26 protein-coding genes are annotated in these 25,299 nt (G+C 31.4%); 17 read left to right on the top strand and 9 right to left on the bottom strand.

Annotated elements, in window-relative coordinates; translation table 11 throughout:
- From KO494_RS15530 to KO494_RS15520, 3 genes are all read left to right on the top strand, one after another.
- On the top strand, window positions 1–1,479 hold the full coding sequence (locus KO494_RS15530) for an ankyrin repeat domain-containing protein (RefSeq protein ID WP_215968536.1): 1,479 nt from the start codon (window positions 1–3) through the stop codon (window positions 1,477–1,479).
- 10 nt (window positions 1,480–1,489) lie between these two features.
- Window positions 1,490–1,975 (top strand): DUF2271 domain-containing protein, encoded by a 486-nt coding sequence (locus KO494_RS15525; RefSeq protein WP_215968535.1) that lies wholly within the window; start codon window positions 1,490–1,492, stop codon window positions 1,973–1,975.
- A 76-nt stretch (window positions 1,976–2,051) separates the two neighbouring features.
- Window positions 2,052–4,235, top strand: a complete 2,184-nt coding sequence (locus tag KO494_RS15520; RefSeq protein ID WP_215968534.1) for a PepSY domain-containing protein — start codon at window positions 2,052–2,054, stop codon at window positions 4,233–4,235.
- Here KO494_RS15520 and KO494_RS15515 read toward each other — a convergent pair.
- Window positions 4,232–4,759, bottom strand: a complete 528-nt coding sequence (locus KO494_RS15515) for a CvpA family protein (protein ID WP_215968533.1) — start codon at window positions 4,757–4,759, stop codon at window positions 4,232–4,234. The two genes, KO494_RS15520 and KO494_RS15515, sit on opposite strands and share 4 nt — an antisense overlap.
- A 156-nt stretch (window positions 4,760–4,915) precedes the next feature.
- On the opposite strand from KO494_RS15515, the gene KO494_RS15510 reads away from it, so the two are divergent.
- From KO494_RS15510 to KO494_RS15470, 9 genes are all read left to right on the top strand, one after another.
- Window positions 4,916–5,272 (top strand): hypothetical protein, encoded by a 357-nt coding sequence (locus KO494_RS15510; RefSeq protein WP_215968532.1) that lies wholly within the window; start codon window positions 4,916–4,918, stop codon window positions 5,270–5,272.
- Between the two features lie 220 nt (window positions 5,273–5,492).
- A complete protein-coding gene (pheS, locus tag KO494_RS15505; RefSeq protein WP_215968531.1) occupies window positions 5,493–6,512 on the top strand; it encodes a phenylalanine--tRNA ligase subunit alpha in 1,020 nt (339 codons plus the stop codon).
- Between the two features lie 168 nt (window positions 6,513–6,680).
- The gene (locus KO494_RS15500) at window positions 6,681–7,184 is read left to right on the top strand and encodes a GbsR/MarR family transcriptional regulator (RefSeq protein ID WP_215968530.1); all 504 of its coding nucleotides are present in this window, start codon (window positions 6,681–6,683) and stop codon (window positions 7,182–7,184) included.
- A 12-nt stretch (window positions 7,185–7,196) separates the two neighbouring features.
- Entirely contained in the window at window positions 7,197–8,330 is a 1,134-nt protein-coding gene (locus tag KO494_RS15495; protein ID WP_215968529.1) for an efflux RND transporter periplasmic adaptor subunit, read from the top strand.
- 22 nt (window positions 8,331–8,352) lie between these two features.
- The gene (locus tag KO494_RS15490; RefSeq protein WP_215968528.1) at window positions 8,353–11,490 is read left to right on the top strand and encodes an efflux RND transporter permease subunit; all 3,138 of its coding nucleotides are present in this window, start codon (window positions 8,353–8,355) and stop codon (window positions 11,488–11,490) included.
- Between the two features lie 4 nt (window positions 11,491–11,494).
- Complete coding sequence (locus tag KO494_RS15485; RefSeq protein ID WP_215968527.1) at window positions 11,495–12,913, top strand: efflux transporter outer membrane subunit; 1,419 nt, start codon at window positions 11,495–11,497, stop codon at window positions 12,911–12,913.
- Between the two features lie 16 nt (window positions 12,914–12,929).
- The gene (locus KO494_RS15480; protein WP_215968526.1) at window positions 12,930–13,523 is read left to right on the top strand and encodes a TetR/AcrR family transcriptional regulator; all 594 of its coding nucleotides are present in this window, start codon (window positions 12,930–12,932) and stop codon (window positions 13,521–13,523) included.
- Window positions 13,524–13,540: 17 nt separating this feature from the next.
- The gene (locus KO494_RS15475; RefSeq protein ID WP_215968525.1) at window positions 13,541–13,936 is read left to right on the top strand and encodes a hypothetical protein; all 396 of its coding nucleotides are present in this window, start codon (window positions 13,541–13,543) and stop codon (window positions 13,934–13,936) included.
- Between the two features lie 148 nt (window positions 13,937–14,084).
- On the top strand, window positions 14,085–14,678 hold the full coding sequence (locus tag KO494_RS15470) for a hypothetical protein (protein WP_215968524.1): 594 nt from the start codon (window positions 14,085–14,087) through the stop codon (window positions 14,676–14,678).
- Between the two features lie 105 nt (window positions 14,679–14,783).
- Here the strand turns inward: KO494_RS15470 and KO494_RS15465 are convergent, their stop codons facing one another.
- On the bottom strand, window positions 14,784–15,785 hold the full coding sequence (locus tag KO494_RS15465; protein ID WP_215968523.1) for an NAD(P)H-dependent glycerol-3-phosphate dehydrogenase: 1,002 nt from the start codon (window positions 15,783–15,785) through the stop codon (window positions 14,784–14,786).
- A gap of 263 nt (window positions 15,786–16,048) precedes the next feature.
- On the opposite strand from KO494_RS15465, the gene KO494_RS15460 reads away from it, so the two are divergent.
- A complete protein-coding gene (locus tag KO494_RS15460) occupies window positions 16,049–17,002 on the top strand; it encodes a nicotinic acid mononucleotide adenyltransferase (protein WP_215968522.1) in 954 nt (317 codons plus the stop codon).
- A gap of 220 nt (window positions 17,003–17,222) precedes the next feature.
- Window positions 17,223–17,720 carry a peptidoglycan-binding protein LysM gene (gene lysM, locus KO494_RS15455; RefSeq protein WP_215968521.1) on the top strand — a complete coding sequence of 166 codons (498 nt, stop codon included), beginning with the start codon at window positions 17,223–17,225 and terminating at the stop codon, window positions 17,718–17,720.
- Window positions 17,721–17,855: 135 nt separating this feature from the next.
- On the opposite strand, the gene nadD is transcribed toward lysM, so the two are convergent.
- From nadD to KO494_RS15440, 3 genes are all read right to left on the bottom strand, one after another.
- Window positions 17,856–18,434: a nicotinate (nicotinamide) nucleotide adenylyltransferase gene (nadD, locus tag KO494_RS15450; protein ID WP_215968520.1), complete on the bottom strand. Its 579-nt coding sequence runs from the start codon at window positions 18,432–18,434 to the stop codon at window positions 17,856–17,858.
- A gap of 1 nt (window position 18,435) precedes the next feature.
- Entirely contained in the window at window positions 18,436–19,035 is a 600-nt protein-coding gene (gene gmk, locus KO494_RS15445; protein WP_215968519.1) for a guanylate kinase, read from the bottom strand.
- Window positions 19,036–19,115: 80 nt separating this feature from the next.
- Window positions 19,116–19,973 (bottom strand): YicC/YloC family endoribonuclease, encoded by an 858-nt coding sequence (locus tag KO494_RS15440; RefSeq protein WP_215968518.1) that lies wholly within the window; start codon window positions 19,971–19,973, stop codon window positions 19,116–19,118.
- A gap of 113 nt (window positions 19,974–20,086) precedes the next feature.
- On the opposite strand from KO494_RS15440, the gene KO494_RS15435 reads away from it, so the two are divergent.
- The gene (locus tag KO494_RS15435; RefSeq protein ID WP_215968517.1) at window positions 20,087–20,566 is read left to right on the top strand and encodes a thioesterase family protein; all 480 of its coding nucleotides are present in this window, start codon (window positions 20,087–20,089) and stop codon (window positions 20,564–20,566) included.
- On the opposite strand, the gene KO494_RS15430 is transcribed toward KO494_RS15435, so the two are convergent.
- Together KO494_RS15430 and KO494_RS15425 are read right to left on the bottom strand one after the other, a co-directional pair.
- Window positions 20,555–21,448: a DMT family transporter gene (locus KO494_RS15430; protein ID WP_215968516.1), complete on the bottom strand. Its 894-nt coding sequence runs from the start codon at window positions 21,446–21,448 to the stop codon at window positions 20,555–20,557. The genes KO494_RS15435 and KO494_RS15430 overlap by 12 nt on opposite strands.
- On the bottom strand, window positions 21,441–21,794 hold the full coding sequence (locus KO494_RS15425) for an arsenate reductase family protein (RefSeq protein WP_215968515.1): 354 nt from the start codon (window positions 21,792–21,794) through the stop codon (window positions 21,441–21,443). The genes KO494_RS15430 and KO494_RS15425 overlap by 8 nt, the downstream gene beginning before the upstream one ends.
- A gap of 74 nt (window positions 21,795–21,868) precedes the next feature.
- Between KO494_RS15425 and KO494_RS15420 the strand changes: the two genes are divergently transcribed.
- Window positions 21,869–22,324 (top strand): DinB family protein, encoded by a 456-nt coding sequence (locus KO494_RS15420; protein ID WP_215968514.1) that lies wholly within the window; start codon window positions 21,869–21,871, stop codon window positions 22,322–22,324.
- Here KO494_RS15420 and KO494_RS15415 read toward each other — a convergent pair whose 3' ends face one another.
- Window positions 22,325–23,050 (bottom strand): PdaC/SigV domain-containing protein, encoded by a 726-nt coding sequence (locus KO494_RS15415; protein ID WP_215968513.1) that lies wholly within the window; start codon window positions 23,048–23,050, stop codon window positions 22,325–22,327.
- 97 nt (window positions 23,051–23,147) lie between these two features.
- On the opposite strand from KO494_RS15415, the gene KO494_RS15410 reads away from it, so the two are divergent.
- Complete coding sequence (locus KO494_RS15410) at window positions 23,148–24,287, top strand: cystathionine gamma-synthase (protein WP_215968512.1); 1,140 nt, start codon at window positions 23,148–23,150, stop codon at window positions 24,285–24,287.
- 67 nt (window positions 24,288–24,354) lie between these two features.
- Here KO494_RS15410 and KO494_RS15405 read toward each other — a convergent pair whose 3' ends face one another.
- Window positions 24,355–25,152: a pre-mRNA-splicing factor 38 gene (locus KO494_RS15405; RefSeq protein WP_215968511.1), complete on the bottom strand. Its 798-nt coding sequence runs from the start codon at window positions 25,150–25,152 to the stop codon at window positions 24,355–24,357.
- Window positions 25,153–25,299: the final 147 nt, after the last annotated feature.

Here is a 25,299-nt window from a genome sequence, read left to right as displayed (position 1 = left end):
ATGAAAAATTTAAAAACAATCATAATAGTACTCGTTTTAACTTTTAGCATAGCTAGCTTTGCACAACAAAACGTATTTTTAAACAGAGATTTCTGGAAATCAAATCCAAGTATAGAAACTGTTGAAGCAAAAATTAAAGAAGGAAATAACATTGCTGAAGCCAATAGCAATAACTTTGATGCTGTAGCTTCTGCAATTTTACAAGATGTATCTCTTGAAACTCTTAAATACATTCAATCTAAAGAAGGAAATGACGTTAATAAGCTAACACATGATGGTAGAACGTATATTTTTTGGGCTGCTTATAAAGGAAATGTTGCTTTCATGGAATACCTTTTAAGCAAAGGCGCAAAAACAGATATTACAGATGATAAAGGAAATACTATTTTAAATTTTGCTGCTGGTTCTGGGCAACAAAACACAAAAGTATATGACCTTTGTATTGCAAACGGAGCAAATATAAAAACAGATGTTACTCCAAAAGGCGCTAATGCATTATTATTAGCAGCACCTTATGATAAAGACTTTACGCTAATAAATTATTTCACTTCAAAAGGATTAGATGTAAAAAGTGTAGACGCCAATGGTAATGGCATCTTTAACTATGTTGCCAAAACAGGAAATGTAGATTTATTAAATAAATTACTAGAAAAAGGAGTTCAAGGAACAGATAATGCTTTTGTATTTGCGGCTCAAGGAACCAGAGGTAAAACCAATACATTAGAATTTTATAAATACCTAGAAAATGTTGGTTTAAATCCTAAAAACGCAGTAATAAAAGGCGAAACTCCATTACATATTGTAGCTTCAAGAAGTAAAGATATAGCGCTAATTAATTATTTAATAGAAAAAGGCTTAGATGTTAATACAGAAGACTACAACGCAAATACACCATTTTTAAACGCAGCAAGCCGTAACAATATAGAAATAGTTAAACTATTATCTAAGCACTTAAAAAATATAAATCAGGTTAATAAAAAAGGAGAGTCTGCTCTAGCTTTAGCTGTAGCAAATAACAGTCCTGAAGTCGTTAAATTTTTATTAGAAAACAATGCAGATATTACTGTTTTAGATGCTAATAAAAACAATTTAACAGCTTATTTAATAGAATCGTTTTCTGGTAAAAAAGCAGATGCTTTTAAGCAAAAGGTAGATCTTTTAAAAGAAAACGGATTAGATATCACCCAAACACAAGAAAACGGTAATACCTTATACCATTTGGCTGTAGCTAAAAATGACAAAAATATTTTAAAGTTTTTATCGCAGTTTAACATAAATGTAAATGCTAAAAATAACGAAGGGAACACTGCTTTACATTTAGCAGCTCTACAAGCTAAAAATGCAGAAATTTTAAAGTATTTAATTTCAATAGGAGCTAATTTAGAAGCAACAACAGATTTTGATGAAACAGCTTACGATTTAGCAAATGAAAACGAAATTTTAAAAGCACATAAAATCAATTTAGATTTTTTAAAATAAACAGTAACTAATGAAAACATTAAAAACACTTTTAGTATTAGGAGTTCTTGTAATTGCAACATTATCCTTTACAACAAAAGCAGCATCTACATCTTATAAATGTATGATTCAAATGATTAATTACTCTGGCGAAGGTGCCTATGTAGTTATTTCTCTTATAAACCCAGAAGGCGAATATGAAAAAACCTTATATGTACAGGGAGATGATGATGAGTGGTATCATGATATTTCACAATGGTGGACATTCTACGGTAAAAAAAGAACCAATATTGACGCTATTACAGGAGCAACAATTGCTGGAGGAGCAAGAAGTATAAATGTTATAGATATTGAAGATTCTAAAATTGATGCTGGTTACAGCATTCGTTTTGAAACTGCAGTAGAAGATCAAGAATATTACACCAAAGATGTAGAGTTTGAACTAACATCAGAAAGTGTAAAAAGTAAAAATGAAGGTACAGGTTTTATACGTTACGTTCGTTTAATGCCTAACTAAAACCAACGTATTACTTCGCACGCTTAGTCTACTCTCTGTATTGACTTTGTCAAGAAGTTTTATAAACTTAAAAAGCATGACCATTTCCATCTGGAGATACAGCCACTTAACACTTGCTGTATCTTCTTTTGTTTTTATTTTATTAGCTTCTGTAACTGGAATTATTTTGGCATTTCAGCCAATTTCAGAGCAGTTACAACCTTACAAAGTTTCAAATTTTGAAAGCATTACCCTTGCAGAAACCATTTCTAATTTAAAAGCAGAATACCCAGAGGTTTTAGATGTGCAAGTAGATGCAAACCATTTTGTTTTAGCTTCTGTTATTACTAAGGATGGCGAAAGTTTAGATGGATATATAAACCCTGAAACAGGTCTATTTATAGGGGATAAAATAGAAGTGTCTAAGTTTTTTAAATGGGTTACTAATTTTCATAGGTCTTTATTTTTAAAAAGCACAGGGCGTTTCTTTGTTGGTTTATGCTCGTTTTTATTATTCTTAATTACTATTTCAGGAACGGTTTTAATACTAAAAAGACAAGGTTCTTTTAAAAGGTTTTTTTCTAAAATAGTAAACGAGAACTTTAACCAATATTGGCATGTGGTTTTAGGCAGGCTATCGTTAATTCCAATCCTTATCCTTACTGTTACAGGAGTTTATTTGTCGTTAGAAAAGTTTGATCTGCTTCCAAAAAATACCATTGCTCATGATATAGATTTTGAAAACCTTTCAAAAACACCAAAACGTAATATTCTTGAGATTCCAGTTTTTAAAAATACTAGGCTTTCACAGGTAAAAAGTATAGAATTTCCTTTTTCAGAAGATGTAGAAGACTACTTTACCATTTCTCTTCAAGACAGAGAAATAGTAGTAAATCAATTTAATGGTGAAATTTTAAGCGAAATAAAAACTCCTTTAATTACTATGTTTTCTGGTTTAAGTCTCAACCTTCATACAGGAAAAGGTAGTGTTTTATGGTCTTTAGTATTAGCAATAGCAACCGCAAATATTTTGTTTTTTATCTATTCTGGTTTTGCAATGACATTAAAGCGCAGAAAAGCTAAACTTAAAAACAAGTACAAAAAAGACGCTTGTACTTATGTTATTTTAGTAGGTTCAGAAAACGGGAATACATTACCATTTGCAATACAATTACAAGAACAACTATTAAAAGCAGACCAATCGGTTTACATTACAGAACTTAATAATTATACTACTTTTAGTAAAGCAGAACATTTTATTATAATGACTTCTACCTATGGTGAAGGCGAAGCACCAACCAATGCTAATACCTTTTTTGAGCAATTAAAAACTGTAAAACAAACTCAGGAAATAAGCTATTCTGTTGTAGGTTTTGGCTCATTAGCATATCTAGATTTTTGCAAATTTGCTATAGATGTTGATGCACAAATGCAGCATCAGTTTACCCAAGAATTATCTGTTTTTACCATCAACGATAAATCTATAACCGCATTTGAAGAATGGGTAACCCTTTGGAATAATAACCATAAGCTTCCTATATCTATTTCTAAAGAAAAACTAGCAGTAAAACCACGATTAAGCAATTCATTTACTGTTGTAAATAAAACAAAAGCAGAAGACCATCCAGACAATACGTTTTTAATCACATTAAAGCCAAATACCAATACATTCACATCGGGAGATTTATTGGCAATTTACCCAAAAAACGATTATAGAGAGCGTTTGTATTCTATAGGTAAAGTAAACCAAAAATTGCAACTAAGTGTCAAGCTTCATGAAAACGGATTAGGTTCTGGGTTTTTAAATACTTTAAATAAAGACGATAGTTTTAAAGCACGAATTGTAAAAAATACCGGCTTTCACTTTCCTAAAAAAGCATCAAAAGTTATTCTAATTGCCAACGGAACAGGAATTGCTCCTTTTTTAGGTATGCTAGACCAAAATACTAAAAATATAGAAACGCATTTGTATTATGGTTTAAGACAAAATACTTCGTTTAGCTTGTATAGTGCTGCAATAAAAGAAGCACAAACTAAAAACCAATTAAGTACTTTACATTTGGCATTTTCGCAAGAAGAACCAAAAATATATGTGCAATCTCTTTTAAAACGTGATGCTTTGCAAATAGCAGAAACCTTAAAAAATAGAGGTGTTATTATGGTTTGTGGCTCGTTAGCTATGCAAAAAGAGGTAGTAGCAATTTTAAATACAATTACCACACAACACATAAACCAACCATTATCTGCTTTTAAAACACAGATAAAAACAGATTGTTATTAAGCTTCCGTTTCCGCTTCAGGTGTTACATTTTCTTCCTGCTCTTCTGCTTTAATAATACTCGGAAAAATCATTGGTGAAAGTGATTTTACCGGATTGTATAAAATAGAATCCTTTAAATCTTCTTCGCCAACAAAAGGTATAGCATTATTCATTCTACTAAAAACAACAAGAATTACACTTAAAATTAAACCAATTTTTAAGGCACCAAAAACACCACCTAATAACTTATTAATAATACCTAAAGCAGCAAAATCAGCCAGTTTAGTTAATGCTTTTCCTGCTAGTGATATTACTAATATAATAACTACAAAGGTGATGGCAAAAGCAAGAATATTCACATATTTTTCTTCCCAACCAACTCTACTATCTAAAAATTCTGCAGCAAAACCGCTAAAATGTATAGCGCCATAAACACCAGCAACTAAGGCTACAAGTGAAGCAACTTCAACAAAAAGCCCTTTCATAAAACCTCTAACCAGCCCAAAAAGGAGTAATGCACCTAAAATTATATCTAAAACGCTCATAAAACTTACAATTTTTTCAAATATAGTAAATAACAAAACTTCTCTCCTTTTTTTAAGTAGAGATGTAATGAAGTAACACACAGGTTTAGTAACTTTGGCTTTTATTTAAAATAACCTAAATACATCCCAAAACATAGGGAATACTTTCAAGGGAATATGTCAAGAGATCAAGAATTAAAAGAACGTTGGGATTTGGTAGTTCAAAAACTATCCAACCAATTTGCAGATGGAGACACACTAGATTTAGATGCAATAATCTACCTAATTGGTGTGCAAGAACTAGGGCAGTTAAACAGAACCTTTAAAAAAGATCAAAAACTAGACCTCATGCACATTGCAATTTGCAAAGTACTTACGCCTTATGGTTATTATGAGTTTGACTTTGTTGATGAAGATGGATGGCCACATTATAAAGCCAAAGCAACATTACCACACTTAAAAGCAGGAGAACAAAGCATTTTAATGAAAGAAGCCATTGTAAACTACTTTGTAGAAACAGAATTTATAGACTAATAAGGGCGTTACCACAAGGGTCGCGCTTTTCGCAGTCGCTATCAAAGATGAGCTCCAACAATGCTGCAATCGCTAACGCAAAACACAACCAACTTATGGTATTACCAAGCAAAAATTTTATTTGCTATGGTAATCTTCTTCTTTTTTTAAATATTAGTTCGTTGTTTGCAATACGTAATGCCGATATTTTATTTAAATTTGCCACCTATTTATACATACCATGATAGACAAGATAAAAGAACTTATAGCAGAAGCAGAAGCATTTAAAGCACAATCTAAAGAAGAGGTTGAAGCATTCAGAATTAAATACTTAGGAAAAAAAGGATTGTTAAACGACTTTTTTGCAGAGTTTAAAAATGTAGCAAACGACCAGAAAAAAGAATTTGGTCAAACCATTAATAAGCTTAAAAAAACTGCTGAAGAAAAGGTAAATGCCTTAAGAGAAGAGTTAGAAAGCAAAGAAGAAGAAAATGGAGTTTACGGAGATTTATCACGTCCAGGTGAGCCTATAGAAATAGGAGCAAGACACCCAATATCTATTGTAAAAAACGAAATTATTGATATCTTTTCTCGTATAGGTTTTAACGTTAGTGAAGGTCCAGAAATAGAAGATGATTGGCACAACTTTACAGCATTAAACTTGCCAGAATACCATCCAGCAAGAGACATGCAGGATACTTTTTTTATACAAACAGACCCAGATATTTTACTACGTACACACACCAGTTCTGTGCAAGTACGTTATATGGAAAACAATAAACCACCAATTAGAACCATTTCTCCAGGTCGTGTATACAGAAACGAAGCAATTTCTGCACGTTCACATTGTTTCTTTCACCAGGTAGAAGGTTTGTATATAGACAAAGATGTTAGTTTTGCAGACCTAAAGCAAACACTGCAATACTTTACAACAGAAATGTTCGGTAAATCTAAAATTCGTTTACGTCCTTCTTACTTTCCATTTACAGAACCAAGTGCTGAGGTAGATGTATATTGGGGACTAGAAACAGAAACCGATTATAAAATCACCAAAGGAACAGGTTGGTTAGAAATTATGGGTTGTGGTATGGTAGACCCTAACGTTTTAGAAAATTGTGGTATCGATTCTAAAGAATATTCAGGTTTTGCTTTCGGAATGGGAATAGATCGTATTGCCATGCTGCTTAACCAAATTAGCGATATTCGCTTGTTAAGTGAAAATGATGTGCGATTTTTAGAGCAGTTTAAATCTGCACTATAATAAGCACTATAAAATAGATTAAAAGCCAACTGTTAACAGTTGGCTTTTTTATTTAACAATAAATTAACTTCGCTTGGTTCGGTTTGTTCCGAACTAATATGTAGTTTTGTGTTTCGTTTTTCTGAGAACAGGTAATTCGTAACAGAAAACAGTAAAAAAACAATTAAAATGAAAGGAAATATTTGCAAAGAAAAAATGGCTTTGGTTGAAAAACTAGGAGTGCATTTAGAAAACAGAGAGCAATTAGCTCCTGTTGCAGCTCGTATTTTGGCTTATATCATTCTAACAGGTAAAAGAGGTGTTACTTTTGAAGACATGGTAAGTGTACTATGTGCAAGTAAAAGCACCATTTCTACACACCTAAACCATTTACAGGATTTAAATAAAATAGAATATTTTACAAAAACGGGAGATCGTAAAAAGTATTTTATAATTAATAAAAATACCATTATTCAACATGTAGATAGAATGGTAAGCCACTGGAATGATGAACGAATCATTCATCTAGAGATAAAAAAATATAAAGAAACCCAAAACGAAATTAAAATTAAAAACAACGACGAAAAGTTCGATTTAACTTTTCATGACGATTATGTCAAGTTTGTAGAAGAAGCAACGGCTTCTGTTAAAGAATTAAGAGAGAAATTAATAAACAAAAAATTCCATATTTAAAGTCAGGTACAAATGAAAAATAATAAATTAAATGCTATACTAGTACTAAGTCTATTCTTAGTTATTGTGAGTTGTGGTGAAAAGCAAAGCAAAACAGCAGCAGCACAAAAAGCTCCTCCTGCGCCTTATCCAGTGGCTCAAGTACAACCTAAAACAGTAACAGGATATACAGATTATCCTGCAACTATTGAAGGTGTAGTAAACAGTGATGTTAGAGCAAAAACATCAGGTTATATTGAAAAAGTATATGTAGACGAAGGCCAAAAAGTACGTAAAGGGCAAGTGTTATTTAAATTAGAAACGCAATCTTTAAGTCAAGATGCTGGAGCAGCAAAAGCTCGTGTTAATGTGGCGCAAGTGGAGGTAGATAAATTAATACCACTAGTAGAAAAAAACATTATTAGTCCTGTGCAACTAGAAACAGCAAAGGCTAATTTAGAACAAGCAAAAGCAAACTTAAGCGGTGTTTCTGCTAATATTGGTTATGCTACTATTAAAAGTCCTATAGATGGTTATGTTGGTGCTATTAATTTTAGAGAAGGTGCCTTGATTAGCCCAAGCGATGCAACACCTTTAACAACAGTAAGTGAAATTGACCAAGTGTATGCTTTTTTCAGTTTTAACGAAGCACAATATATTGATCATTTACAACGCTCTGAAGGAAAAACTAAAGCAGAACGTATTAAAAATGCACCAGACTTAACTTTAATTTTAGCTAATGGTAAAGAATATTCTGAAAAAGGACGTATTCAAACTAGTACTGGTCAAATAAATCAAAGCACTGGTACCATTCAAATTAGAGCAGCATTTGATAATCCAAACGAAATTCTAACCAATGGAAATAGCGGTAAGATTAGATTTCCTATTGAATATAAAGATGCTATAGTGGTACCACAATCGGCAACTTTTGAGCAACAAGGTAATGTCATGATTTTTAAACTTGTTGAAGATAACAAAATTGCAACTGCCATTATAAAAGTAAAAGGAACCGTTGACAACCTTTATGTTGTAGAATCTGGTTTAACAGCAAAGGATAAAATAGTAATATCTGGTGTTGGTAAATTAAGAAACGGAATGGTAATTTCTCCTCAAGAAACTTCTTTTGATGAGGCAATTAAACCCATAGCAACTTTATTTAAAAACTAGTTAACCTCAAACATATTTAATCATGTTAAAAACATTTATTGAAAGACCAGTGCTTTCAACAGTAATTTCTATTATCATAGTTATGCTAGGTGTTATCAGTATCACTAGTTTACCTATAGAGGAATATCCAGATATTGCACCACCAACTATTAAGGTGACTGCAAATTATACAGGAGCAAATGCCGAAACTGTTTTAGAAAGTGTTATCATTCCTATTGAAGAACAAATTAATGGTGTAGAAGGAATGACCTACATTACCTCTACAGCTTCTAACACAGGAACAGCTGAAATTACGGTATATTTTGATCAAGAAATGGATGCAGATATTGCAGCTGTAAATGTACAAAACCGTGTAGCTAGAGCTGCTCCATTATTGCCAACAGAAGTAACACAAACGGGAGTTGTAACACAAAAGCAAGAAACTAGTGCGTTAATGTTTATTGCTATGTATTCAGAAAGCGATAATTACGACGCTACTTTTATTCAGAATTACTTAAAAATTAATGTTATTCCAGCCATGCAACGTATTAGTGGTGTTGGTGATGTTAGTGTATTCTCGCAACAGGATTACGCCATGCGTATTTGGTTAAATCCAGAAAAATTAGCAGCTTATAACTTAATACCGTCAGATGTTTCGGCAGCTTTAGCAGAACAAAACTTAGAAGCTGCTGCAGGTTCTTTAGGTCAAAATAATGGAGAATCATTTTCATATACTCTAACCTATAGTGGACGATTTAAAGATGAAGCGCAATACAGCGATATTGTAATTAAAGCTTTAGGAAATGGTGAGTTTTTACGTTTAAAAGATATCGCAACCATAGAATTAGATGCACAATCTTACGCATCAAACGCGATGAGTTTAGGTAATCCTGCCGTGTTTATGGGAATTTTTCAAACCAAAGGTTCAAACGCACAAGAGATTATTGAAAATATTAAAACAACTTTAGAAGACGTAAAAACAGATCTCCCAGAAGGCTTAGATATTTTTGTGCCTTACGATACCAGTTTATTCTTAAACGCATCTATTGATAAAGTAGTAAGCACCTTGCTAGAAGCCTTTTTACTAGTATTCTTAGTGGTATTTATATTCCTGCAAGATTTTCGTTCTACCTTAATTCCTGCAATAGCAGTACCTGTTTCTATTATTGGTACTTTCTTTTTCTTGAATGTTTTTGGGTATTCTATCAATCTTTTAACATTATTTGCGTTAGTACTCGCCATTGGTATTGTGGTAGATGATGCCATTGTGGTTGTTGAGGCCGTACATGCTAAAATGGATGAAGGCGAACACAACCCGAAAAAAGCAACATTAACAGCTATGAATGAAATTTCTGGAGCCATCATTTCTATTACTTTAGTTATGGCAGCCGTATTTATCCCAGTAACGTTTGTTACAGGTCCAACCGGAGTTTTTTACGAGCAGTTTGGTGTGACATTAATTATTGCCATTCTTATTTCTGCAGTAAATGCATTAACACTAAGTCCTGCCTTATGTGCTTTGTTATTCAAAGAGCATAAAGACGATGAAGAATTAAAAGGAAAAAGTCCATTAAAACGTTTTTACACCTTATTCAATCGTGGATTTAATGCTACTGTAGAGCGTTATGGTAAATCACTTCAATTTTTATATAAAAGAAAATTTGTTTCCGTTATATTATTAATTATCGCAGGAGTTGGTATTTATTGGGCATCAACAACAACACCAACAGGTTTTGTGCCTAATGAAGATAGAGGAATTATTTTTGCCAATATAGAATTACCTCCTGGAGCTTCTTTAGATAGAACCAATGCAGTAGCTAAAGATTTATATGGTAAAATTGATGGACTAGAAGGTATTGTTGGTGTTAACTTTATTAAAGGTAGAAGTTTAATTTCTGGTTCTGGTAGTAATTATGGTTTTGGTATTATTAAATTAGAAGATTGGGCAGACCGTGAAGACCCTTCACTTTCCGCACAAGCCATTACAGGAAAATTATTTGGAATTGCAGCTACTATTCCCGAGGCAAATATCATATTCTTTTCACCACCAAGTATTCGTGGTTTTGGTAATGCTTCAGGTTTCGAAATTAATTTATTAGACAAGTATGGTGGTGAGTTTGCCGATTTAGACAAAGCGAATAAAGAATTCTCAATGGCTTTAATGAGTCATCCTGAAATTAAATACGCAACCTCTTCTTTTAGTACAAATTATCCACAATACGAAATGGAAGTTAATGTGCCTTTGGCTAAAGAAAAAGGAGTTTCGGTAACGAGTATTTTTTCCACATTACAAGGATATATTGGAGGGATTTATGCTTCCGATTTTTCAAGATTTGGAAAACAATTTAGAGTATATATTCAAGCATTACCAGAAGACAGAGCAGATGAAAGCGCTTTAAATAGTATGTATGTAAGAACAGATACAGGTGAAATGACACCAATTACACAGTTTGTAACCTTAAAACGTGTGTATGGTCCACAATCGGTAACGCGTTTTAACTTACTAAACTCAACAAGTATAACAGGAGCTACAAATGACGGATATAGTACAGGAGATGCTATTCGAGTTATTGAAGAAGAAGTAGCAAAACTGCCAAGTAATTATACCGTTGCTTATTCTGGTTTAACACGTGAAGAGGTAAATGCAGGAAACCAAACTACCTTTATATTTATATTAAGTATTCTGTTTGTGTATTTCTTACTAAGTGCACAATATGAAAGTTATTTATTGCCATTTGCAGTAGTGTTATCCTTACCATTTGGTGTATTTGGAGCCTATATAAGTACCAAGTTTTTTGGATTGGAAAACAATATTTATTTCCAGATTGCTTTAATCATGCTTATTGGTCTGCTTGCAAAAAATGCCATACTTATTGTAGAGTTTGCTTTACAGCGAAGAAAAAATGGCGAAAGTATTGTAGATGCCGCTATTCATGGAGCAAAAGCGCGTTTACGTCCTATTTTAATGACCTCATTTGCCTTTATTTTAGGATTAATGCCATTAGTGTTAGCTAAAGGTGTAGGTTCTGAAGGTAACAATTCTATTGGTACAGGAGCAGCAGGAGGAATGTTAATAGGTACACTTTTAGGAGTATTCGTCATTCCTATATTATTTATATTATTTCAGTGGTTACAAGAAAAAGTTTCTAGTAAACCAGCAGTACAAACTATTGAAGAATAAAGAGATGAAAACTATTATAAGACATAAAAATTTTAGTAAAGGAGCACTTTTACTGCTTGTTGCATTTACATTACAAAGTTGTTTTGTTGCAGAAGACTATGTAAGACCAGATGTAACAACAGAAACCGAAGCGCTTTACAGAACAGAAAATTTACCAACAGATAGTCTTTCTATTGCAGACGTATCCTGGAAAAATTTGTTTACAGACCAGTACCTTCAGCAATATATTGAAGAAGGCCTGCAAAATAATATGGATGTGCGTATTGCTCTGCAACAAATAATTGCTGCGCAAGCCTATGCAAAACAAGGTAAAGCAGGTTATTTGCCAACTTTAAGCGTGGGTCCAAATTATACACGTCAAGAGTTTTCTGAAAACAGTCAGTTTGGTTCTATATTTAGTGAAGGAACAGATACCTATGATATTACAGCAAATCTTTCTTGGGAAGCAGATATTTGGGGCAAAATAAGATCTAATAAAAGAGCAACACAAGCGGCTTATTTACAAAGTGTAGCAGGACATCAAGCGGTAAAAACGCAATTGATTTCTAGTATTGCAAATACCTATTACAACTTATTGGCTTTAGATGCGCAATTAGAAGTTACTAAACAAACTATAGCAACCAGAGAAAGTGGTGTGGCTACTATTAAAGCATTAAAAGATGCTGGGCAGGTTACACAAGTTGCTGTAGACCAAAATATAGCACAGTACAATAGTGCTAAAGCGCTTCAAGTAGATATTGAAACGGCTATTTTTAAAACAGAAAATACACTAAGTATATTATTAGGTAAACAACCACAACGTTTTGAAAGAAGTAGTTTAGATCTTCAAAAAATAGAACAAGATATTAAACTTGGTGTACCAGCAACATTATTAAGTAACAGACCAGATGTTATGGCTGCAGAATATGCGTTAATTCAAGATTTTGAACTTACTAATGTGGCTAAAAGTAGCCTATATCCATCGTTAACATTAACAGCCTCAACAGGATTACAAAGTTTAGAATTAGATAAATTATTAAATGTTAATTCTTTGTTTGCAACCGTTGTTGGTGGCTTAACACAACCCCTTTTAAACCAAAGAAAGCTTAAAACTCAAAAAGAAGTTGCACTTGCAAATCAAGAAAGTTCTTTGTTAAATTTTAAGAAAACCTTATTGGTTGCAGGAACTGAAGTGTCTAATGCATTGTTTTCTTTACAGGCAGAAACTAAGAAATTTCAATTTAGAAAAAACGAAGTTGAAGCCTTGCGTACTGCAGAAGCAAACTCTGAAGAATTACTTAAAAATGGTTATGCTAACTACCTAGATTTATTAACGGCAAGACAAAGTGCTTTAAGTGCAGAGCTTAATATTATAGACAGCCAATTACAACAATTAATTTCTATCGTAGATTTATACGAAGCTCTTGGTGGTGGTTGGAAATAGAATAAGCTAAAATACCATGATTACTAAAGCAGACTTGTTAAAATGTTCGATTGCAAAGTTCACACAATGCGGAAGTAAGCAGGTAACTTTAGACGAAATAGCCAGTACGCTTGGTATATCTAAAAAAACAATTTATACGTTTTTTGACAATAAAGAAGATCTTGTAGCTTCTAGTTTAGAGAGTTTATTAAATGCGTATAAAGAAGATATAAATAGGATTATTAGCAGCAATACTAATGATCCTATTTTGTGTATAGTGTTAATTTATAAAAGAGGGTTTACGTATTTAAAACACTTTACACCCTCTTTTCTTTTTGGATTACAAAAATATTATCCGAAAGCAGGTCAGGTTTTAGATGATTTTACAGAAGAATTATCTACTATCCTCGTATTTAATCTACTCCAAAAAGCACAAGAAGCTGGAGATATAAAACAGGAAATTAATTTAGAATTAATAGTAAAAATTTATTTTTTTAGAATTGATAATCTAATTTTTAAAGAAAATAATTTATTTCAATTGTACTCTAAAGAAGTATTGTTTACTCATTTGGTAATTTATAATTTAAAAGGAATAAGTAGTAGTACTTATTCTAATTCATATTTTGAATAGTTTCGTATTTTTGCAAAATGAAAAAAGATATAGAAATCCCTAAAGTAGAAGATGTTTACATTGCAGTTGTTAATGAATATAACGACACGTATAAAAGCCAAGACTGGAATGCTTATATTATAAATGATAAAGAGGTAGATCTAGAAATGGTACTTATAGTAACTAGTGGGTTTTCTGAGGATAAAATGACTTCAATTTTTAGAAAAAAACTAGATAAGCTTCCTAAAAAAAGCTATGCAAAAATTGAACTCATGCAAGAAGAGCTATTTGCAATAAACAACCAATTTAAAGTTTCATTTTTTGAAGGCAATAAAATGTTTGATAAAACCTATACCTTTAGAAAAAATAGTATTAATTTAAAAGCATTGCAGCCTATTCCTTTAATAGAAGCTCGTGGTGTTTTAGTAAAATAAAGAACTACAAATTTATATTGTTATCCATAAAAAAAAAGTAACGTAGAGGTGAAATTTACTTCTATTATTTCCTAAAAAATTAAAAAAAAAATTGAGTATATAATGTATATGCTTAAATGTATCTATTAAAATTAATCCCCATTTTGTTATGAAAAAATTACTTATTATAAGCATGTTATTAGTATGTGCAAAAACTATAGGGCAAGTTGGTATTGGCACAACTAATCCTCAAGAAACATTAGATGTTAATGGTACAACCCAATTTAGAGTAACCAACCAATCTGGAGTGGCTACTATTAAGTTAGGTGGCTTAGATGAAAACGGTGTTTTTCGTGAAATTTATATTGGTACAAATTTAATGTTAAACAATAATACGCTTAGTGCTTCTAGTAATCCTAAATTCTCGTTTGGTGCAATTGATCTAGGAAGAGGAGATGATGAATTTGATGATGTAGATTTACGTATTGGTGCAGGAGAGGAAAATGAAGACAAAACAATTATAAGAATATATGCAGGTAATGATGATGTTAAATTTACCGGAATTAAAGCCGGAGAAGACGGACAACATATCTGGTTATACCCACAAGACGGTAAATTAGAACTAAAAGATGATGATGATGATTCAGCGGAGTCAAATCAAATTGAAAGTAATAGTTCTTTAAAACCAGAAAAATACGAAATGATACATCTGGTATATGATGGTGAAAGAAGTAAATGGATTGTTATGGATCATAAACAATAAGCTGTTTTTCTATAGATAAAAACAGGTTTGTGAGTACAAAATATAAACTTGAATTTATAGATTTAAAAAAAGCCTTCTCCAAAATTTTAGGAGAAGGCTTTTTTTTTAATCTAAATTATCTGTCAATTTTTTAAACACTTTTTTTGCATCTTTATTTTCATAAAGAATCTCGTAAACAGCTTCTATTATAGGTAAACGGGTTTTCTTTTTGTTTTTTTCGTTAAGTAAATGAGCAGATTTTGTAGCATAATACCCTTCTGCAACCATGCTCATTTCCATTTGCGCAGACTTTACGGTGTAGCCTTTACCAATCATGTTACCAAACATTCTGTTTCTTGAAAAAACAGAGTAACCCGTTACTAACAAATCTCCTAAGTATGCAGAGTTGTTAATATTACGTTTCATTTTGTGCATTTTTTTTATAAAACGCTTCATTTCACGTATTGCATTACTCATTAGTACACTCTGAAAATTGTCTCCATAGCCTAAACCATGTGCTATTCCTGCAGCTATTGCGTATATATTTTTAAGCATAACTGCGTATTCTGTACCAATTACATCATCGCTAATTTTAGTTTTAATATAATCGCTAGATAATGCATTAGCTATATTTTGTGCTTTTTCTGGGTCTGCACAAGAAATGGTTAAGTAAGACAAACGCTCAAGTGCAACCTCTTCTGCGTGACAAGGACCAGCAATTACACCAATGTTTTCAAAAGGAATTTTATAAACATCATGAAAATGCTCACCAACCAGTTTTCCTGTTTCTGGTATAATGCCTTTTACGGCAGAAACTACAATTTTATCCTGAATGTTATAGGTGAGTTTTTCTAGTTCAGAATACATAAATGCAGACGGTATTACAAATATTAATACGTCGGCATATGCTGCCATTTCATTTATATCATTACTTATTTTTAACTGGTCTAAATGAAACTCTACAGAGCTTAAGTAACTTGGGTTATGCTGTTCTTTTAGTAAATGTTCTTTTATATATACACTACGCATATACCAACCAACTTCTTGTTGGTTTTCGCATAACATTTTTACTATTGCAGTAGCCCAACTGCCACTACCAAAAACAGCAAATTTTAAAGGTGTACTCATGGAGAATAATTTCTTTTCATTTCCGCGAAAGCGAAAAAATACTAATTGATTTAAAGATCAAAAATACATAAAATATCAATGATAGCTAAGCGATGTAAAAACAGATACTTAATTTTTTTGGCATGCGTTTTGAATGCCATTAAATATAAACCATAAAACAAAAGATAATGAAAGGTGTAAAAAACAGTAAATGTTATAATTAATTAGATTTTTAACTGTTTTTGAAAATTACATTTTCAAGCGTTTTAATTAAATTGTAAAATATGAAAACCACAAAACTACTTTCGGGATTTGCTTTAATAGCACTTTTATTTACCTCATGTTATCATGAAGATATTTATGTAGATAACTATAACAACCCAACAACAACGGTTTCATTAAACCAGCTGTTAGGAAGCTATGAATTATGGTATGTAGACATCAATCAAACCATAGGTTATGGCGAAACACGTTTTTTGCAAACCGCATTTACAGTGTCTTTTAGAAACGGCGTGTTGTATGCTAATAATAACTTAGTAGGTATTGGTAGTCAAGGAAACGGTTATGGTATTTCTGTTGGTTATTATGATACTTATGATATGATTTTAGATGTAGATCATGATGTAGATGGTTTTAACACTTTTGATGTTTACCAAATAGATTATAATACCATTGAGTTGTATAACCCTTATAATGATACTTCGTATTTTTTACATGGTTACCAACGCGCTACCTTTGATTACGACTATGTTTTTTATGATAACATTCATTATTTTATGCAAGAATATGAAGCTTGGGAAAAAACATATACTAGTAATTATGGTGCTTTAAATGAATTTGATAATGAAAATTTTATGCAGTTTTTAGCAGGTGGAAATGGAATAACTTTTAGAAGCTCACAAGATGGAGTAGGTACCAACCCAAACAATATATTTTGGGATTATTCTGGAATATATGCCATTGGTGATGTAAATGGTAATATGTACCAAAAAACATTAACATTAGATTATGATTACTTTGACAATGAATTTTTTGAATTGAGCGTTATTAGTGATAATACTATAGAGTTATTTCATAACGCATCAGGTACTTTATATGAGTTTAAAGGAAGAGGTTATATACAGTATTTAAAAACAGGAACAACAACAGATAAAACAAAATCAAGTGCAGAAAAACTACGTGTACAGCGTACAGAAAAAACTGAAAACACACGTGAAAACACACGAGATATATTATAAATAGAATACAATGACAAGGTGTTTATTATTAATTAATAAGCTGTTATTGTTAAAAAATTGGTTGGTTAGTTAATTTGGAAACCGTTTAAAGAGAAATTTTTAAACGGTTTCTTTTTTTGTAAGATTTTGGCATATTAGTTGTTAACATTAATTGGAATTAAAGAAGTTTTTTTTCAACTTTACAATAATTAATTAACAACATTAAACACAAAAAACAATTATGGGATTATTTTCATTTATTAAAAATGCAGGCGCAAAAGTTTTTGGAATAGGGAAAACAACCGAAGAAGAAGCAGCAGAAAAAGCAGCAGCAGCAAATGCAGAAGAGTTAAAAGAAGAAGCATTAGTTGCAAGAAGATTAGAAACAACAGTTAAAGATTTAGGGCTACAAGTAGAAGACTTAAGTGTATTTATAGATGATGATGCAGCAACCATTTCTGGTATGGCTTATGACCAAGCAACAAAAGAAAAAGTAATATTAGTAGTTGGTAACTCTAATGGTATTGCTACAGTAGATGACCAAATGACTGTTGAGCATGTAGAGCCAGAAGCACAGTTTCATACAGTGGTTAGTGGTGATACTTTAGGTAAAATTGCAAAGAAATTTTACGGAAATGCAATGAAATACCCTGTGATTTTTGAAGCTAATAAACCAATGCTTGAGCATCCTGATAAAATTTATCCTGGTCAAGTATTACGTATTCCTGCTTTAGACTAAGTTCTATAAAAGTATATAAATAAAAAGCCAACGCATTGTGTTGGCTTTTTTTTATGAGGTTTTTTCATCTTATAGATCTCAACGAACTTGAATGCATTTTATATTTAATTGTTGTTCTCTATATCAACCTTTATATTATTTATAAAAATTCATCTCATCTATATACTGCCAAACATGTTCTGGTAGCATTGGTTTTATATTTTTATTTGCTTTAATGTTTTTACGTATAAATGTAGACGAAAGTTGTATTATTGGTGCATCTACATGATGAATACGTTTATGGTTGTCAAACTGAGTTTCTACTTTTCCTTCAGAAATTCTAGGATATACATAAATATCATGGTTTTCTAAAATAAGCTCGTAGTTTTTCCATTTGTGAAAACTCTTCAAATTGTCTTCTCCCATAATTAAGCTAAAGGCATTTTTAGGGTATTTTTCCTGTAAATGTGCTAAGGTATTTATGGTGTAATTGGGTTGTGGTAAGCCAAACTCTATATCACTAGGTTTTAGTTTTATATAATCTTTGGTTGCTTGATATACCATTTCTAAACGCTGGTAGTTATCTAGTAAGGTGTTTTTCTTTTTAAAAGGATTGTGTGGTGTTACCACAAACCATATTTGATCTAAATCACTATGCTCTGCTAAATGGTTAGCAATTATTAAGTGACCAATGTGTATAGGATTAAATGAGCCAAAGTATAAACCTACTTTCATTTTATTGCTCTTTTTTAGGGTTTAAAAAATTACCAACAAGAGTTTCAGCTTCAAGTAATGCTTTGTCTAAATTGTCATTTTCAATAATCACATCAAAAAGAGGTGCTGTTGCAAGTTCTGCACTTGCTTTTGCAACACGCATATTAATTTTATCATCGCTTTCTGTCTTGCGCTTTTTTAATCTAATTTTTAACTCGTCAATACTTGGTGGTTTTACAAATACTGCCAAGGTTTGTTCCGGAAATTTTCGTTTAATACGTAAACCTCCAGAAACATCAATATCAAAAATTACATTTTTACCTAAAGCCCAAAGACGTTCTACTTCGGTTTTTAAAGTGCCATAAAAATTATCTCTATAGACTTCTTCCCATTCTAGAAAATCGTCGTCTTTAATGTGTTGTTTAAATTGGCTTGCAGATAAAAAATAGTAGTCTTCGGCATGTACTTCTGTTCCTCTTTTTTCTCTTGAAGTAGCAGAAATAGAAAATGCTAGATTTAATTTTTCTTGTTTAAGTAGGTGTCTAACAATGGTTGTTTTTCCAGATCCTGAAGGAGCAGAAAATACTATTAGTTTCCCTTTTTCTTTGTTGTTTTTAGTCAAATTCTATTTTTTAAAGCGCTTCAACAAGCTCAGCGTGGTATTTATTATTAGTTCTTCTTCTTTTTATGTTTCTAACCTTGTTAAAGTACATTAAGAAGTTGTTCTTTTATTTTTTCTAGTTCGTCTTTCATTTGTACTACCAGTTTTTGCATTGGTGCATAATTACTTTTAGAACCTATAGTGTTTATTTCTCTTCCTATTTCCTGACTAATAAACCCAAGTTTTTTTCCGTTTGAGTCTTTAGAGTTTAACGCAGAAATAAAATATTCTAAGTGGTTTTGTAAACGCACTTTTTCTTCTGTGATATCAAATTTTTCAATATAGTAAACTAGTTCTTGTTCAAAGCGGTTTTGGTCTACTTTTTCTTTTAAGTCTTCTACACCTTTACGTAAGCGTTCACGAACCCCTTCAATACGTTCGGGATCCATTTTAATGACTTGTTCTAATAGGTCTGCAATAGTTGTAATTCTATTTTTAAAGTCGGCTTCTAGTACTTTTCCTTCGTCTAGTCTATAGGTTTCAATTCTGCTTAAAGCAACTTTTATTTCGGCTAAAATAGTATTCCATTCCTCTTCATCAATTTCTGCTTTTTCAGTATTTAAAGCATCAGGGAAACGAACCGCCATTTTTAATAATTCTGTTTCGTCACCATTAACAACTTCTTTTAGTTGGTTAATATATTGTTTTACTACAGGTTTGTTAAGCTGTGTAGTGGTTTCTTCTCCTGTAACTTCAACATAAATAGAGAAATCAATTTTACCACGTTCTAATTGTTTACCAATAAGTTTGCGTAGGCTTAATTCTTTTTCTCTGTAAATAGAAGGCATTCTAGCATTTAAATCCAGGTTTTTACTGTTAAGCGATTTAATTTCTAAAGTAATTTTTTTTGTTGGTAATTGTAAAACAGATTTACCATAACCTGTCATAGAATGAATCATAAGATTTTATTTAAGTTTTACAAAGATAGCTAAAAGTATAGGTTTAGAAAATACAATTTATAGTATGCGTGCATAATATAAATATGTAAATTTGCATATAAATTAAAAAAAAGATGTACACTAAACAATTTGAAATACGTTGGAGCGATGTAGACGCTAATAGACATTTAGCAAATTCTGCTTATACTAATTTTATGAGTCATACTAGAATGGCTTTTCTTATAGAGCAAGGGTTTTCTATGCGAGAGCTAGCCAAATATAATTTAGGGCCTGTTGTTTTTTATGAGCATATGTATTATTTTAAAGAAGCTTTTTTAGGGCAAGTAATAACGGTTAGTCTTAGTGTTTCTGGTTTAAGTGAAGACGGAACACTTTTTAAATTTGATCATAATTTTTACAATAAAAAAGGCGAAAATATTGCACATTGTGAAATGATGGGTGCGTGGATTGATTTAAAAGAAAGAAAAATGACTGCTTTACCAGAGGAGTTATTGGTTATTGCTGATGCTTTTCCTAAATCTGAAGACTATAAAGTTCTTACTAAAGAAGATACAAGAGAAAAAGGCAAGATGCCTAAAAATCTAGTCTTGTAGTTTAGGGGTTTTACTTACTAAGTATACTCCAGAAAAAATAAGAACCATAGCCACTATTTTTACAGCGTTTAAAGAGTCTACTCCCATTAAAATAGCAAACACTCCAGCTATTACTGGTTGTAAATAAATAAAAGTACCAATGGTGCTTGCTTTTAAGGTTCTTAAAGCTAAAGGGTTTAATAAGTAGGTGCCAAAAGTAGCACCAATAATTACAAAACCTACAGAAAAATAAACATAAGGTGAAAAGGTAGCTAGTTGTATTTCTTGTACTTCTTGATAACCAAAAGGAAGCACTATAAAGAAACCAAACAAAAACAACCATTTTATAAAAGTAAAAGGATGGTATTTTTCGGTAAGTTTTTTTATAATAATAATGTATACACTATACGAAACTGCATTTGCAAAAACCATTAAGTTCCCTAAAAATATATTATCACCAACACGTACTGATTTACCGTAAATAGAAAGTACCAGTGCGCCAGCAAAACCTAATAATATTCCTGTAATTTTTAAGCCTGTAATGCGTTCTTTTAAAAAAAATGCAGAAAAAATAAGTATAATTATAGGTGTGGTAATCATAATTACCGCAGCGTGAATAGGTGTAGTAAGTTCTAGTCCAGAAAAGAAGAGTAGCATATTAGTAGCTACACCAAAAAAAGCAGCTATAACAAAGGTTTTAAAGTCTTTGATGTCAATTTTTTCTTTTGGCATAAAAGCGTCTAATATCCAAAATAATATGGTTGCTCCAAAAATACGAAGCAACACAAAACCAAAAGGTTTTATATAGCCTTCATTCATTACGAATTTTGCAAAAGTAAAATTTAAGCCGTAAAGTAATTGTACTAAAAATACAGCAATTAAGGCAACAGTTCTTTTATGCATTTAAAACTTTTTTAACAGCTTCAACGTTTGCTTTTGAGTTTCCTATAAAAATTGCATTATCTATTATAAACACTGGACGACTTAAAAAAGTATAATGCTCTAAAATATAGTGTTTATAGTCTTTTTCGGTTAGATTCTGGTTTTTTAGGTCCATTTCTTTATATAGTTTAGAACTTTTACTAAAAAGTGCTTCATAGCTTCCTGCCAAGCCTTTCATTTGCTCTAACTGTTGTACTGTAATTTCTTCCTTTTTAATGTCTTGAAGAATAAATTCTGAAGAAAGGTTTAATTCTTTTAAAATTCTAATACACGTACTACACGTTTTTAAATAGTATACTTTTTTCATACCGAAAAGATTTAAGCTACAAAGTACGTTCATTCTTATTAAAAAATAATTATTTTTATCCAAAATATAGAAACATGAATTGGGCTTTTGATATAAACTTAAAAAATAGAAACGTACTTCATTCTCTGATAGAGAATCTTAGTCTGGAGCAACTTAATAAAAAGCCAAAAGGGTTTAATAATACTATTATTTGGAATATTGCGCATACCATTGTAACACAACAATTATTAGTGTATAAGTTGTCTGGATTACCTTCTATTTTAACAGATGAAATGATAGAAATGTATAGAAAAGGTACCAAAACAGAACGCGATGTAACACAAAAAGAAGTAGATGAAATTAAAGGTTTATTGTTTTCTACAATTACAAAAACGCAAGAAGACTATACCAATAAGGTATTTAAAACCTATACAGAATATACTGTTTCAACCAAAAGCACTTTAACTAATGTTGAAGAAGCTGTTGCCTTTAATAACTTTCATGAAGGTATTCATTTAGGTTATATTTTAGCGCTTAAAAGAGCCTTGTAATTACAGTTTTAAATAAGTGTTTGCTACTTCATACGGAATAGTGAATTCTACAATTTCTTTTTCAAAAGCACCAACACTAAAATTATCATATAAAATGATAATACCTTCCTCACTAAAGCCTAAAGTTTTTGGAAGCTTAAATTTGTTATTATTTAAAAGCGCGTCTGCTTCTATAAAGGTTGAAGTTACTTCTTTGTTGTAATATTTTTCTACCAAATCCGTGAAGTCTTCTATATTGTTAATTATATCTTTTGTGGTTAAAAGAGCACCTGTTTTTGTGTCAAAATTAAAAAACTCTAAAATTAAACTACTATTTGCGGCTCCTGTATTTATGCTAGAGTTCATTGCTATACATACAAAGTTTGTGGTGGTATAAATAACTTCACCATCAATTAATGCTTCCCATTTAGGTAATTCTTCTTTTAACTCTTCACTTATTAAAGTATTAAAATTGCTGTATGCAGCATTAAAATCTTGCATGCTTGCTTCTAGAGTTTCTTTTTTAGGTGTAGCAGCATCTATATGCAAAGCTTTACAAACAAAATGATTAAGTGTAGTATTAATTTTTTTTGCTGCAGGATTTTTACCAAGTGCTTTAGGCATGTTGATTTCAATAGTAGTAGTGGTTTCTTTTAAAATAGTAACTTCAGAAAAAGTAAGCGTTGTGTTTTCTTTTTGGCAAGAAGAAAAAATAAACAGAATAATAAGTAAACGAAGAGATTTCAATGTGTTAATTAATTATAAGTTAAAGATAGATTAAAGATATACTTTAGGTTTGAATACAACGAGTTAAAACTTATTTTTGTTATAAATAAATTAAGAAATGAAGTTTAATACAAAGGTAATTCATGGAGGTCAAAAACCAGATCCAGCCTATGGCTCTGTAATGCCACCAATATACCAAACAACAACGTTTGCCCAAACGTCTCCAGGAGTACATAAAGGATATGCATATTCTAGAACACATAATCCTACAAGAAATGCTTTAGAAAATGCTTTTGCAGCTTTAGAAAACGGAAATTTTGGTTTAGCATTTGGTTCAGGACTTGCTGCAATAGATGCTGTTGTAAAAATTTTAAAGCCTGGAGATGAGGTAATAGCCACCAATGATTTGTATGGAGGAACTTATAGGTTATTTACCAAGATTTTTGAGCCCTTTGGTATTAAATTCCATTTTATTGGTATGAAAAATGCAGCCAATATTGAAAGCTATATAAACCCTAATACAAAGCTTATCTGGGTAGAAACACCAACCAACCCTTTATTGCAAATTATAGATATTAAAGCAATTGCGGTAATAGCTAAAAAACACCATGTTTTATTTGCAGTAGATAACACATTTGCTACACCATATTTACAACAACCACTAAATTTAGGAGCAGATATAGTAATGCATTCTGCTACCAAATATCTTGGCGGTCATAGTGATGTGGTTATGGGAGCACTAGTTGTAAAAGATAAAGAATTGGCAGATAAACTATATTTTATACAAAATGCAAGTGGTGCTATTAGCGGACCTCAAGATAGTTTTTTAGTTTTAAGAGGAATAAAAACATTGCATGTAAGAATGCAACGTCATTGTGAAAATGGTAAAGCTGTGGCTACTTATTTGGCAGCACACTCCAAAATTGAAAAAGTATATTGGCCAGGGTTTAATACGCATCAAAATCACGATATTGCAAAAGCACAAATGAAAGATTTTGGAGGTATGCTGTCTTTTACTACTAAAGGAAATAATTATGATGAAACTATTAAAATAGTAGAAAAATTAAAACTATTTACTTTAGGAGAATCTCTTGGTGGTGTGGAGTCTTTAGCTGGTCATCCAGCAAGTATGACACATGCAAGCATACCAAAAGAGGAAAGAGAAAAAATAGGAGTTGTAGATTCGCTTATACGCTTAAGTGTTGGTATTGAAGATGAAGCAGATTTAATAGCAGATTTAAAACAAGCATTAGAATAGTTATATGTTATTCTAAACAAAAAAACTCAAGCCTAAGCTTGAGTTTTTTTGTTTTATGTTTTAATTTCTAGTCTAAATAATAAATGTAACCAAAGTTTAGCCATAATAACCAATCATTAGCTTTGTTAGAGTCTAAAGTATGGTTTAAGCCATCTACCCAGTTGCTATAAAAATATTGTGTTCTTAAATCTAACATTAAATCAGAAACCACTGTAAGTTTATAACGTACACCAACACTAGCTACAGTAGACCATGTGCTACCAGAGGCATCGCTAATTACATCAGTAACCGAAGATTGCCCTTGTACCCAAGGACCGAAAAAATTATTAGGATCTAAAATGTTTCCACCAGGTTCGTCTGTATATACCTTAGGATTGTATGAGGTGTAGTGTACACCAAAACTAACAAAAGGAGCAAATCTATAAGCAAATCCTTGAAAAGATCTAATGCTTAAAGGAAAGTATTCTAATTGCATACCAATATCAAAATTATTGGCTTCTCCATGATGGGTTCTTAGTTGGTCATAACTAGGGCTAGGGTTATCTACCCATTCTCCAAAATGATCTAGTTTGGTTTTATTCCAAGAAAGTTCACTTCGTAATTTAAAATGATCATTAAAATAAGTGTCTGTAGAATAGCAATTACAGTCTGCTCTATAGGCAAAGTTTATATAATGTATAATACCAATACCAATACCTGTATTACCTGCATCAGTTTCAAAATCATTCCTAACCCCAAAGTCAGATTGAAAGGCTACAGGACCAGCAATAACACCTATTTCATGAGAAAATCCCAATTGAGAAAATGTAGTGTGTGTTCCTATTACAAAGAACAAAACGAAGGTTAATTGTTTCAAATTAAACATGGTATGATTTCAAAATTAGAGCAAAATACTTACAACAAATATAAAAATAATCGCTATACCCGCAAATAAATCAGACAAAAGGATGTGTTATTCTTGCTGTACTTGCAATAACAATCAAATCTAATAATTTATTATTTGAATGACATT

Source organism: Lacinutrix sp. C3R15 (assembly GCF_018860825.1).
Taxonomy (GTDB): Bacteria; Bacteroidota; Bacteroidia; order Flavobacteriales; family Flavobacteriaceae; genus Oceanihabitans.
Note: the sequence above shows the minus strand (reverse complement) of the source record. Positions and strands in the feature narration are given on the sequence as shown.